The 12,753-nt window shown below is 30.1% G+C and carries 12 protein-coding genes; 1 reads left to right on the forward strand and 11 read right to left on the reverse strand.

The window, feature by feature from the left end; genetic code table 11:
- The 11 genes from WC168_RS00005 to WC168_RS00055 form a co-directional block, all read right to left on the reverse strand.
- Positions 1-3,106, reverse strand: a 3,106-nt coding sequence (locus WC168_RS00005) for a flagellar hook-basal body complex protein (protein WP_372616842.1), incomplete at its 3' end; no start/stop codon positions are given.
- Positions 3,107-3,199: 93 nt separating this feature from the next.
- Positions 3,200-4,879 (reverse strand): flagellar hook-basal body complex protein, encoded by a 1,680-nt coding sequence (locus tag WC168_RS00010; protein ID WP_372616844.1) that lies wholly within the window; start codon positions 4,877-4,879, stop codon positions 3,200-3,202.
- A 13-nt stretch (positions 4,880-4,892) separates the two neighbouring features.
- Positions 4,893-5,567 (reverse strand): flagellar hook assembly protein FlgD, encoded by a 675-nt coding sequence (locus WC168_RS00015; RefSeq protein WP_372616846.1) that lies wholly within the window; start codon positions 5,565-5,567, stop codon positions 4,893-4,895.
- 12 nt (positions 5,568-5,579) lie between these two features.
- Positions 5,580-5,867, reverse strand: coding sequence for a FliM/FliN family flagellar motor switch protein (locus WC168_RS00020; protein ID WP_066160451.1), 288 nt, complete (start codon positions 5,865-5,867; stop codon positions 5,580-5,582).
- Positions 5,868-5,917: 50 nt separating this feature from the next.
- The gene (locus WC168_RS00025) at positions 5,918-6,643 is read right to left on the reverse strand and encodes a FliH/SctL family protein (protein WP_279134065.1); all 726 of its coding nucleotides are present in this window, start codon (positions 6,641-6,643) and stop codon (positions 5,918-5,920) included.
- A complete protein-coding gene (gene fliG, locus WC168_RS00030; RefSeq protein WP_279134063.1) occupies positions 6,643-7,653 on the reverse strand; it encodes a flagellar motor switch protein FliG in 1,011 nt (336 codons plus the stop codon). The genes WC168_RS00025 and fliG overlap by 1 nt, the downstream gene beginning before the upstream one ends.
- A gap of 10 nt (positions 7,654-7,663) precedes the next feature.
- Complete coding sequence (gene fliF, locus WC168_RS00035) at positions 7,664-9,379, reverse strand: flagellar basal-body MS-ring/collar protein FliF (protein WP_279134061.1); 1,716 nt, start codon at positions 9,377-9,379, stop codon at positions 7,664-7,666.
- Between the two features lie 12 nt (positions 9,380-9,391).
- On the reverse strand, positions 9,392-9,787 hold the full coding sequence (gene flgB, locus WC168_RS00040; RefSeq protein ID WP_066354967.1) for a flagellar basal body rod protein FlgB: 396 nt from the start codon (positions 9,785-9,787) through the stop codon (positions 9,392-9,394).
- On the reverse strand, positions 9,787-10,506 hold the full coding sequence (locus WC168_RS00045; protein WP_066160440.1) for a flagellar hook-basal body protein: 720 nt from the start codon (positions 10,504-10,506) through the stop codon (positions 9,787-9,789). The genes flgB and WC168_RS00045 overlap by 1 nt, the downstream gene beginning before the upstream one ends.
- Positions 10,507-10,520: 14 nt before the next feature.
- Positions 10,521-11,408 (reverse strand): hypothetical protein, encoded by an 888-nt coding sequence (locus WC168_RS00050; protein ID WP_372616850.1) that lies wholly within the window; start codon positions 11,406-11,408, stop codon positions 10,521-10,523.
- Between the two features lie 18 nt (positions 11,409-11,426).
- The gene (locus tag WC168_RS00055) at positions 11,427-11,798 is read right to left on the reverse strand and encodes a response regulator (RefSeq protein ID WP_066350365.1); all 372 of its coding nucleotides are present in this window, start codon (positions 11,796-11,798) and stop codon (positions 11,427-11,429) included.
- A 160-nt stretch (positions 11,799-11,958) separates the two neighbouring features.
- Between WC168_RS00055 and flgG the strand changes: the two genes are divergently transcribed.
- Positions 11,959-12,747 carry a flagellar basal-body rod protein FlgG gene (flgG, locus tag WC168_RS00060; RefSeq protein ID WP_372616852.1) on the forward strand — a complete coding sequence of 263 codons (789 nt, stop codon included), beginning with the start codon at positions 11,959-11,961 and terminating at the stop codon, positions 12,745-12,747.
- Positions 12,748-12,753: the final 6 nt, after the last annotated feature.

Below are 12,753 nucleotides of genomic sequence, written 5' to 3' on the forward strand. Positions count from 1 at the left end.
GCTCATCTGAAGTTGTAATAGATTTTGCATTTGCTTCAAACGCTCTTTGAAATACCATTAAATTTACTAAGCTTTCACTTAAATCTGCTTTACTAATCTCCAATGCTTGTCCCATTACACCATCTGTATTGTTATTGTTTGTACTATATATTGCATTTCCAGACTCTTGTGTTGCTTTGAAATTATTACCACCAACAGCCTCAAGTCCACGATTATTTGTAAATCTTGCAATTGCAAGCTGTCCAACTGCAAACTCTACTCCACCATCTGTAATAGTTATTAAACCTGTATCATCTACACTAAAAGATCCAAATTTACTATCTGAAATATCTAGTTTATCAAGTCTTAGTTGTAAGCTATCGTGTGATGATAGCTGATCTACTCTTGTAGTTATCTCCATAAATTCTCCACCAGCACCTTTTCTTCCAGAGTAATCAGGATTTGTCTCTATTAAATCTGCATTTAATTTCCACTCTGGATAAGGCATCGGTTCAGCACCAGGACTTACTGTACTTGTATCAACTGTTTGAGAATAACCAATCTCTAAGGCTTTTTCTGTAACTCTCATACCAACACCAGTTTGTTCTATATAGTATTTATCTGTAACTTTTGAACCATATTTACTAAGTTCTGACATAACTTTAGAGTAAACATTTGCAACAGTATCATCATCTGATGTTTCTACTGTTATAGTTGGAATTCCTGCAAGAGTTAAAGTAAACTGTGATTTTGACCTAACTGGATCTAAATCAAAATCTATCTCTACTACTGATGGGTCTCCACCATCAAAAGGAATATCAAAACTAGGCGAACCAGTTGACCCACCCGTAGCTGAAATTTGTAAAGAAGCAGGAGAAAGATTCCCATCTGGAATCGTAGTTGGTGGTGTAGCTGGAGTATAATTAGGATTTAATTTATGTTGAACAAATCTTATTCCATCGCTTCCAGAAGAAGTTGCTGTAACTACTCCTTCTAAATCAGCATGATTATTTATTTGTGCTAAAATAGAATCTCTTATCTCTTGAACAGTTGAAGTTGCTGAAGCATTATAACTAAAAGTTATCCCCGCAACTGTAGCTGTATATGTACCTGCAGCTGGAACTGCTGGAAGTACAAAGTTAATAGTTGTTGTTCCAAGTTGCGTAGAACTTCCAGTTTGTGTTTGAATAGCTGTTGGACTTATTGTATTACTAGGTTGTGTATTAACCAATGTTGCCTCTAAACTATCTTTTGAAGTTAAAGTAAATGTCCCACTTCTTAATGGACTAACTTCTATTGTATGCCCAGGATTTGAAGAGTTATAAGAGTCTATTGTAGATTTTATTTGGTTATAGATACCCAGTTTTGTTGTATTATCTAAAGTATTTCCAACCACAATAGGAGAAATAGGAATTGTTTGTCCATTTACTTTTATATTATAACTATACTCTGCATTATCAACTAAACTATTTAAATTTACAGTTGGAAGGATTTGTAGCTTTGGATCAAACTCTATATCATAGTTTGATTTATTTGTTTCAAGAACCAAATATCCATTTAGATTTTTTGCTTCTATATAATCTCCTAGTTGTCTTCCTGTAGTAGTTGTAGTGTTATTTATAGCATCTACTATCTCATCTATTGTAGCACCTGCAGGAATTGTAATAGGCACAGCTTGTGGTGGAGTTCCACCATCATTTGGTACTGGAATAACTTGCTCTAAATCTCTATCGTATATATCTATACTAAAAGTATAACTTCTATCTAAAGTTGGAATTCCAGCACTTCCATATAAGTCTTGAGTTGTATATACACTTCTTTGATTTCCACTAACCAATCTTGATAGGGCATCACTTGCAGTTTCAAGTGCAGCTTTTCCTGAACCTTCAACTGCTAAAGCTGTTGATTGATAAGTTCCTCTTACTGTTGTTTTTGTACCACCTAAATTTTCACTAACAGAAGTTATTTTAAACTCTTTTCCAGGAATTAAACCCTCTATTTGAATAACACCTTGAAGCATATCTGAAATCTCTGTTGATTGCTCATAAGTTCCACTACTATCTAATATATCAGCTGTTGGATTTGATGTATTTTTAGCTAAATATGCTACAAGTCCACCATTTCCAGAGTTTGAGATTTTATCTGCTAAAGCTTTATATGTCTCTATTTTTCCTGCTACCTTATCATAAGAAGCTATTGCTACTTCTTGGTCTGCATCTGATAAAGCTAAGATCGAATCTGGATTTTTTAGTCCATGTAGAGTTCTTTCACTTCCACTTAAAGAGTCCCAAATTTCTTGTCTATAATTCTCTGTTGTTTTTGATAATACAAATGGTTGATTATATATATTACCATCAATAGTAACTTCTATTGAATCCCCTTCTTTACCGATAAGTGAAGTTGGAGGAAGCCCTGTTTTAAAGTTTACTTGAGATATTTGTGATGTTGAACTTTTTGATTGAGCATCTGGGTCTTCTTGATATTTTGCCAACATAGTTCTATAGTTATCTGTTGCCAAAGAAATATCTTTTAGTTTTGAAGCTTGTGTTTTTGACCCAGCTCCACTAAATACTGCTACTGCATCTGATTTTGCTGTTTCATTAAAATCCGTAGATTTTGCTGCAATAGTCTCTATATAGTCTTTATGTTTTATTATAGATGAACCTAACATCTTTATATAATTATCTGTAAATTTTGTAGCATTTTGATTTGTACTTTTTACATCATTTTTTGGGTCTATTTGATTCATAGCCCAACCTTGAACCTCATAGCCATCTGTTGTTTGTAAAGTACCACTTTCACCCATACGAAGATTTCCAGCTCTTGTATAGAATGTCTCTGCAGTTCCAAGAGTATTTTTATTTATTACAGTGAAAAATCCATCACCTTGAAGTGCAACATCATAATCCACTCCAGTAACTTTTGAACCACCTGTTACGAAAATCTTCTCTGCATCTTGAACATATGACCCTTTCCCAATTTGTCCTTGGTAAATTTGATCTGCAAAAGAGATTCTTCCCGCTTTATAACCAACTGTATTAACATTTGCTATATTATTTGATTCATTATCTAAAGCTTTTTGATGTGCTGATAATCCTGATATTCCAGTCCATAATGCGCCTATCATATCTTATCCTTTATTTTTAAGGTAAATGAACATAAATGTTCATACTTCTATACAATATTTGTACAAAAGTATAAACACTTGAGTTTATACTATCTATCTTTTCATCTCAATTGCTGTTTTTAAAAACTCATCTGATGTTGTGATAGATTTTGAGTTCGCTTCAAATGCTTTTTGATATACCATTAAAGAAGTTAAAGTTGAACCATAATCAACATTTGCTCTCTCTAATGAACCACCTCTTATTGTATTCATAGAGTCTGCGTTAAAAGCATCTCCACTATACTCAGTTGCTTTATATAAATTTCCACCTTGTGCTTCTAAGCCTTGTTCATTTCTAAAAGCAACAGTGCTAAGTCTTCCAACTAAAAATTTATGACCACCATTTGTAGCATAAACAAAACCGTCATCACTTATTGATACATCAACTAAACTACTATCTAATATTCCAAGAGCAGCTAAATTTACACTAATATCACTAACTCCATAGCTTGTTAAATCCCCATAATTCATAACATTTGTTATCTCTAAAAATTGGGCATCTGCTCTTTGTAATGCATTCATTAAAGAGTTTTTAGCACTTTCAACCATTGCTAATCCACTACCTTCAACTGCTTCTTGCATAGTATTTGGATTTAATTTCTCACTATTAGCCTCTATGTCACTAATTTTAAAAGCTTTACCTGAAACCAAATTTTCAATATCTATTGTTCCATTTTTTACACTTGCACTATAACCCGTTGTTGAGGATATTTTATTTGCTAACTCTTTTGTAGCATTTACAAGGGAATAAGCATCAACATAATTTCTTATTTGATTATCTCTTCTTGTTTGAGCAACATCTTTTAAAGCTATCTCTTCGGGTGTTGTAACTGGCATATTATCTATATCTTCTTGAGATTGTATCTGATTTGGATCTGTAAGATTATATAAATTTCTGCCATCTTGGCTTAAAAAATCATATAACTCTTCCATCTTACTTTCATCTATATTAATATCTTTATCAAATTCAACTTTATATGTTTTCCCATCTATATTAAAACTTAAAATATTGCCTTCACTTTTTAAATCCCATCTTTGCTTTGAAAAATCAATTTGAGAGATTTGATTTTGTGAAGCTATGCTATTTTGTGATTGGTTATTTTGATAAGAAGCTAATTTTTCACTGTAATTTACAATTAAAAGTTTTATATCATCTATTTTATCTTGTGCTGTTTTAAAACCATCTGCATCTTTCTCTATAGAGTCATTTTTAGCACTACTTACATAATCTGTAGCTTTAGCATTTATATTATAAATTGTCCCATTTCCATCGCTTATATTTCTAGAAATAATACTTACTCCAAAATCATCTGTAAATATATTTAAATTAGGGTTTGTTGAGCTTGTTAATCTTTCTTGTGGAACAAGTCCTTGAATTTTATAATCTTCTTGCGTAACCAAAAATCCATCTTTTGCCTCTACTAAATTTCCAGCTCTTGTATATGAAATAGAATCATCTTGTCTATTTTTTACTACAAAAAAACCTTTTCCCTCAATTGCAACATCAACTCCAACTCCAGTTCCAACTATTTGACCTTGAGTAAAACTTTTTGAAATACTTTGAACCTGAACTCCTTTTCCAACACCACTTTGTGAATAAAGAAGATCTGAAAAACTTATCTCATCTTTTTTGTGTCCAACTGTATTTGCATTTCCTATATTGTTAGATTCAATAGAAATTCCTTTATCTTGTTGCCAAATACCAGACATTCCATTCCATAATGAACCTATCACAAGAACCCCTTTTCTAGAAAATTTTAGTAATTGATGAGAATGGTATAGTTACACTCTCATCAGATAATACAATTTGAGTTTTACCACTTAAAACATAATCATGAGTAGAAACCTCTTCACCATTCTCATCTTTAATTACAATTTTGCCATCTTTTACTAAAGGTTTCCCCAAAGATTCTAAAGCTATTGTTTCTCCTGTTCTATTGCCATCACTATCATAAAGATTTCCTTCTTCATCATACTTTGCATTCTTATAGCTATCTCCATCTTTTAAAGCAATTCCATTATACAAATATTGCCATTCACTAACTTGCACCATAATCTCACCATCAATAATCTCAATAGAATCAACAGCAAAAGCTCTTAAAGCTCCATCTTCATTTACACTTCCATTTTCAATATTTTTTCCAATAATTCCAGTTGCTGTTGAAAGTGAATTTTGATTAAATGCAGTTTGAATTGCTTGTAAAGATTTTATCATCTCCATATTTGCATTTAATGTACTCATTTGCATCTGAGTTGAAAGCATTTTTGCTGAATCCATAGGCTTAGTAGGATCTTGAAGCTTTAGCTCTTCAATCATAAGCTTTAAGAAATCATTTGTTGTTAGTTGATCATTTGTAATACTTTGAGTATATTGGTTACCATAAGAATCTGTTGTACTATTTACTGTCATACCATCTGCCATTTTAAGCTCCTTTTATATCATATGCTCTTCGAAGAAATATCTTACAACATTATCTGAATCCATTGCATCTTGAACTCTAACTGCAAGCTTCTCATCCATAACGATTATATCACCTGTACCAATAATTCTTGAGTTTACATAGATCTCACCACCACTTCCAGCTGGTTTGTGAAGTGAGATAATATCACCTTCAGTCAACTTTAAAAATTCACCAATAGAGATATTTGTGTATCCTAGCATAACATCTACAACTATCTCTGTATCAACTAGTAAATCATAAACTCTTTCACTTATTTCCATTTTTATAATCTTTTTTTAAATTTGATAAATATTATATCACAAAAACTTTTTTATATTATTAAATCAAGTGATTCCAACATTGAAGATATTTTAGCTTCAATATTTCCATCAAAATTTCCAATATTACTAGCAATTACAACACCACCAGCAACAACATTTATATCTTCAACTAACTCTATATAATTTTCAAGTTCAAGCTCTTTTTTCAAAACAATATAATCTTTTGGATTTAAATGAATTCTTACTTTTGTAGCACCCTTAACTTTTTCTAAAAGTTGAGATATTGTCTGTTTTGCAATTTTCTCTGAATTTTGGCTAAGTTCAATTCCAATAATTTTCTTTGCAATTGTAAGTGATGTTTTTAGCATCTTATTTTCAACTTGAATTGCTGTTTTTTCAAAAAATATTGCTTGTTCTTTTAAATCTTTTATTGCTTTTACAACTTGAGAATCTAACTCTTTATTTTTAGATACAATATCTCCCTCAATTCCTAATATTTTTTGCGAAATTGCCTCAATTTTTTGTGCTAAAGATGAGAATTCTGCAAAAATTGGTTCAATTTTATTCAGAACTTCACTATTGTCTATTATTGCTGGAATCTCTTTTACTAATTCAACTTTAATATCTTTTTCTAAATCCTCTTTTTCATTTAAATTACTATCCAAATCTTTCTCATCTAAAGATTTACTTTTTTTAGAGAAACTATTTAGCTCAAATTTTTTTATATTATCGCTATTACTTACTATTTTTGCACTTGCAAAGATACTATCTGCCATTATGTACTCTCTCTTTCTATTACACCATCTTCAATCATTTTTTGTGCAACTGCCAACATTCTTCTTTGCGCTGCTTCAATATCTTTAATTTTAACTTTCGTAAGCATTTCGCTCTCTTCATTAAATCTATCTTTAACCCTTTGAGACATTGCACTTGTAACTTTTCTGATTTGCTCTTCAGTTGCATTTTTCATCGCAACTACAACATCAGCTGATTCAACACCTTGTATAATTTTCATAATATACTCTGTATCTAAATTTAATAAATCTTCAAATACGAACATATTATCCTTAATTCTATTTGCTAAAGATGTATCAATACCATTTATATTTTTAAGAATATCAATAGCTTTTGGTCCCATTTTATTCAACATATCAGCAACAACCTTAACTCCACCAACATCTACAATTGATGATAATAAAGACTCTAATTTTCTCTCTAAAACTGCTGAAATAGTTCTTACAACATCTGGAGAAACATCTTTAATAGTAGCTATTTGAATACTTACTTTTACCCTTGTCTCTTCATCTAACTCCATTAAAACATCAGCTGATTTTGAAGGATCCATATGAGATAAAATAACTGCAATTGTATGAGGTGATTCATCTTTAATAAAATCACTAAGCTGCTTTGGATTAACACCATCAAGATATGAAAATGCTTGATTTGCCATTTTCATTCTTGAAAGTTTTTCTAAAACTTCATCTGCTGCCTCTTGTCCAATAGATTTATATAATATATCTCTTGCAAAATCATAACCACCTGAACTAATAAATCCTTTAGTTCTTGTATAAAGATGAAACTCTTCAAGAATTGCTAAAGAGACCTCTTTGTTTATTGATTGAATCTGAGTAATTGCTGTTGAAATTTGTTCAACATACTCTTTATCTAAAAATTGAAAAATTTTTACTGTTGATTCTTCTCCAATAAGAACAAAAAATCTAGCAACTTTTTCAATCATTGATAGACCTTTTAAGACATCAATTTCGCCATATGGATCAATTGCCATTTATTTATCCTTATTTAAAATTTACATTACCTTCGCTTAATAGCAACTCTATCATTCTTGCTATATCGGCTGGATTATTGTTTATCTCTCTATCTAGCTCTTCAATAAACACCTCATATTTTGCTGCAGACTCTTCATCAAGTCCATCAATATTATTTAAGATTTGACTTTTTACTTTTGATTTTAATCTTCCTTGAGCTGTATTTTGATCAAGTTCATCATCAAGCCCAGCAAGCATATCTTTTACTAAATCTTCATCATCAATACTTAGTTCCTCTTTTTTACCTTCACCTAAAATTACTAATTCACTATTTGATACAAATCTTCTATAAAATATAAATAGTATTATTCCTATTATTAAATATTGAATGTAATCTTTATACTCATCCAATATTGTCTTTATTGTAGATGCATCAAAATACTCATTTTGACCACCTATTACATTTCCAAATTCATCAATAGCTTGACCATTTGCATCATAAGATTTAAGAGTTAAAAACTTAAAATCTTTTACAGATACTTTATCTCCTCTATTTTTATCAAATCCAATTGCATCTTCGACTAAAGATTGAAGATTAGCCAAGAAAACATCTTTTTGAGGATGATTTTCTAATACAGTTGAATCAAAAGTAACAGATGCTGTAACCCTTCTTATATTTGAAAAATTTGCATCTTTTTGAGATATTATTTTTCTAGAGATCTCATAATTTGTAACGGTGTTTGAGCTTTCACTACTAGCTGATGTTTTATTTCCATCACTTGCAATTTGTGGTGGTTGAATATTATTATCAACTCCAACAACTTGCATATCATTTGGCAAACCAGTCGAATCACTTGTACTTTCAATTACTTGTTGAGATCTAATAGTTCCTTCTGGACTATAAATCTCCTCTTCAATATCTTTTTTTACAAAATCTAAAACAACATTAACTTTAGCAACAACTCTTCCAAATCCAACAACAGGCTCAAGTAAAGATATAATCTTTTTCTCATAATCCTCTTCAACTTTATCTTTAAACTTTGTTTGAACAGTTGATTGTTGTCTATTTATATCTTCAGTGCTAAGCTCGAGTAAATTACCCTCACTATCAATTAATTGTATATTTTCATTTTTTAATTCAGGAACAGCTGAAGCTATAAAGTTTTTAATACCATCAATTTGTTTTTGTGTTAAAAATAGACCTTGCTTTAAAGTAATAACAGCCGAAGCAGTTGTTTGTGCTCTTTTTTCAGTAAATATTGTCTCTTTTGGAATTGCAATTTTTACATCAGCTTTTAAAACACTTGAAAGTGACTCTAAACTACGGCTTAGTTCTCCCTCTAATGCTCTTAAATATTTAACTTTATTCTCAAAATTAGTAGTTCCAATAGTTGATTTCTCAAAAATCTCCCAACCAACATGTTTATTTGAAGATGCTTCACTAGTTACTAATTTTATTTTTGCAATATTTACAAACTGTTGGGTTGTTCTTAAAGTTAAATCACTTCCAGAACCTGTTACTATAAAATCAATTCCAGCACCCTCAAGCTCCTCAGTTGCTCTCATAACATCTGCTTGAGTAAGGTTTGAAGCTATAATATAGTTGTATTGTTTCTCTTTACTTTTTACAGTTGTAAATATTAAAAAACCTATAATCAAAAGTGCCAACAAGCCTATTCCACCAAAAATGGCCATTTTTTGAGCTTTATTAAAGTTATTTATAAATTTTATCAGTTGATCTAGCAATATCTATCCTAATTAATTTTTACCAGATGAATCAATCACTGATCTAAATAGTTTTGAATCTCGTTTTATAGATGTCTGTATAGCATCAAAAATTATCTTATTTTTTGATTGTTCACTAATTTGACTATCAAGATTTACATTATTTCCATCGTTTTGTTCTATTAAGTCAGGAACTTGTATCAATCTTGGATTTGAATTTGGTTTATAATCAATATTTTGCATGTGCATAGATGAAGTTCTTGTCATTTGAATAAGTTGCTGTTTTTTTAACTCATCTTCAAAAACCAAATCTTTAGTTTTGTAGTTTGGTGTATTAATATTTGCAATATTACTTGATATTACCTTTTGTCTCTCACCTCTAAAGTTTAATTGCTCAAATAGTGTTGCTGATACATTACTTGCGTGCATTATCTAGTGTTCCCCCCAACTTTTTCTATTAAGCCTGCATTTAATTCATCAATTGTCTTGATAGCTTTTTGTGATTGTTCAAATCTTCTATGTGCATCAATTAACTCTACCATTGTAGAGACTCTATTTACATTTGATTGCTCAACAGATCCTTTTATAATTCTATTATCATTATTCTCTAAATCTTCAACTTCATCTAAATTTATAGCCGTATAGTTGTTATTTCCAACTTTTTCTAAATTTTTAAATGAGGTTTGTGCAACTCCTATTTGAAATTCAAATCCTTCTTCAATTACAATTGCCTCATTATCAGCATTTAAAACATTGTTTCCATTTCCATCAACTAAAAAACCATCTAAATTCTTAAATGCTCCATTTCTTGTATACAAAATATCACCATTTTGATCTTGTATTTTAAAAAAAGTATCATAAGAGTTTAAAGCAAAATCTAACTCATTTCCAGTAGTTCTAATTGCTCCCATATGAGGATCTGTATATCTTGTATCAATTTTTGGAATATTATTTATAGTAATAGACTCTACAAACTTTTTATTATTACTATTTTCCATTCTTTTTAAGTACCAATTAAAAGTTGTTTCAGCAGTTCCCTCTTGCTTAAATCCTATTGTATCAGCATTTGCTAAGTTATTACTTATTTGATCTAATCTATTTACCTGATTTATCATAGATGCTGCTAATGGATACATTCCTTGATTCATTTTAAAGTTTCCTTCTATTTATTGAATTCAGCAATTAGTTTATCTAAATCATCACCTACTAAATCTTCAGTACCTGTATCACCATGAATATGTTTTGCCATTGGTATATCTTTTGGAGCATCTTCTTCAAAAAGATTGTTCAAATATAGTGATAATTTTCTAATAACTGACATAACTCTCTCTATTTTTTGTCTATTTATATCATTAAATTGCATTAATTCCATACCTTGGAATATATGAACATCTTCATTGTCTAAAAGAGTTTTCAAATCTTTTAAATCTAACTGCAATTGATTCATCTTCTCTAATTGTTCATTAAATTGTGAAACATTTGGAAATTTATCACATAAAAGATTCAAAAATGCCATTTGAGAAACTGCAATCTCTTCAAAACCTTTTATTTTTTTTCTAATGTCATTATTATTATCTAAAGCTAAACTTAATACATCAAAAATTTGTGAAACTTTTTCTTCAGAATCATTAGCAACTTGACTTAATTGGCTTACTACTTTTGTATCATTTTCAGCTGGAAAAGGAAAAACTCCCTCATTTATTTTTGAAGATGACCACTCTTTGACAATCTCATCTTTATCTATACTCTTATTTTCAGGTTCATCTTTTTTTGAACTATTTTGCTCTTTATTGTCTTCTTTAATAGAGCTTTCTGGATTTATATTTTCTATTTCGTTAAGCAAAGTGCCTATCTCTTCAATTTTACTATCTTTTGAAGAGTTAGTATTAGTTTGTTCACTTTGTATCGTACTATTTAAAATAGCTTCTAGTTCTTCTGTTTTAACATTTTCATCTAAACTTTCTTCAACTTTAATATCTTCTTTTGGTTCATCAGTTGGAATATCAATTCCACCCATTAAAGCCTCTATATCTTCTTGACTCATTCCCATAAGTAAACCTTTATTTGACTATTTTTTTAATACACCATCTAGTTTTTCTTTTAAAACCTCTGCGTTAAAAGGTTTTACAATATAGTTATTTACACCCGCTTTTAAAGCTGTAATAACCTCACTTTTACCACCTTCAGTAGTAATCATAATAATTGGAGTTTTTTGGTGTGTTCCTTCACTTCTAACTTTTTTAACCAACTCCAAACCATTCATATTTGGCATATTCCAGTCTGTTAGGATAATGTCATAATTTCCTTCAGTAAGAAGTTTCCAAGCTTTTAGTCCATCTTCAGCTTCATCGAAGTTATCCTTACTAAATCCTAGTTGCATTACAACATTTCCAATAATTCTTCTCATTGTTGAGCTATCATCAACTATTAGAATTCTCATTTTTTGCCTCTTTATATTAAAGTATTTCTATAAAGTATGCATTATATAAAAAATGTTTTAAATTTTTACTTAAAACTAAAACTATTAAATTAAATAGCTTTATCTTAATTTAATCCTTCTTTTAGTATAATCTAAGTTAATTTCAAAAATGGAGAATTCTATGATTAGAGGTCTTTATACAGCTGCAACTGGTATGAATGCTATGCAGCATCAAATTGATGTAACATCAAATAACATTGCAAATGTTAATACTACAGGTTTTAAACAAGATAGAGCAGAGTTTCAAGATCTAATTTATGAATCTTTAAACTATACAGCAGGTCAAACTACTATTGATACTATGAATCCAACAGGTATTGATGTGGGGCTTGGAGTAAGACTTTCAAATATTCAAAAAAATTTCACAGAAGGTGATTTAAAACCAACTGGAAATCCTCTAGATATTGCTATTGTTGGTAAAGGATTTTTTCAAATAGTTCTTCCAAGCGGAGAGATTGCATTTAGTAGAAATGGAAATTTTAAATTAGATGCTGATGGTAATGTTGTAAATGGAAATGGTTATTTACTAGAGCCACAAATTGTAGTTCCTGAGAATGTAAAAGATATAAGTATTGGAAATGATGGATTTGTAACAGCAAAAGATCCTCAAACTGGAGATACTATTGAACTTGGTCAAATTATTTTAGCAGATTTTATAAATCCTTCTGGTTTAACTCCACTTGGAGACTCTTTATTTTTACAAACTGATGCTAGTGGTGATGTACTAGAAGGTGAACCATTAACTGAACAGTTTGGTGGACTTAGACAATCTATGCTTGAAAGTTCAAATGTAAAACTAGTAAATGAGATGGTAGATTTAATTACTGCTCAAAGAGCTTATGAAGCAAACTCAAAAGCAATTACAACTGCTGATGGTATGTTGGATACTGTAAATAGATTGAAAAATTAATAATAT

It is taken from the genome of Aliarcobacter sp. (assembly GCF_041672065.1).
Classification (GTDB): domain Bacteria; phylum Campylobacterota; class Campylobacteria; order Campylobacterales; family Arcobacteraceae; genus Aliarcobacter; species Aliarcobacter skirrowii.

Bases quoted from the DNA above. Each gene is read 5' to 3' on its own strand.
- WC168_RS00015 (WP_372616846.1), bottom strand. From the start codon at position 5,567: ATGGCAGATGGTATGACAGTAAATAGTACAACAGATTCTTATGGTAAC.
- fliG (WP_279134063.1), bottom strand. From the start codon at position 7,653: ATGGCAATTGATCCATATGGCGAAATTGATGTCTTAAAAGGTCTATCA.
- WC168_RS00025 (WP_279134065.1), bottom strand. From the start codon at position 6,643: ATGGCAGATAGTATCTTTGCAAGTGCAAAAATAGTAAGTAATAGCGAT.
- WC168_RS00055 (WP_066350365.1), bottom strand. From the start codon at position 11,798: ATGAGAATTCTAATAGTTGATGATAGCTCAACAATGAGAAGAATTATT.
- WC168_RS00050 (WP_372616850.1), bottom strand. From the start codon at position 11,408: ATGGGAATGAGTCAAGAAGATATAGAGGCTTTAATGGGTGGAATTGAT.
- WC168_RS00020 (WP_066160451.1), bottom strand. From the start codon at position 5,867: ATGGAAATAAGTGAAAGAGTTTATGATTTACTAGTTGATACAGAGATA.
- flgB (WP_066354967.1), bottom strand. From the start codon at position 9,787: ATGCACGCAAGTAATGTATCAGCAACACTATTTGAGCAATTAAACTTT.
- flgG (WP_372616852.1), top strand. From the start codon at position 11,959: ATGATTAGAGGTCTTTATACAGCTGCAACTGGTATGAATGCTATGCAG.
- WC168_RS00045 (WP_066160440.1), bottom strand. From the start codon at position 10,506: ATGAATCAAGGAATGTATCCATTAGCAGCATCTATGATAAATCAGGTA.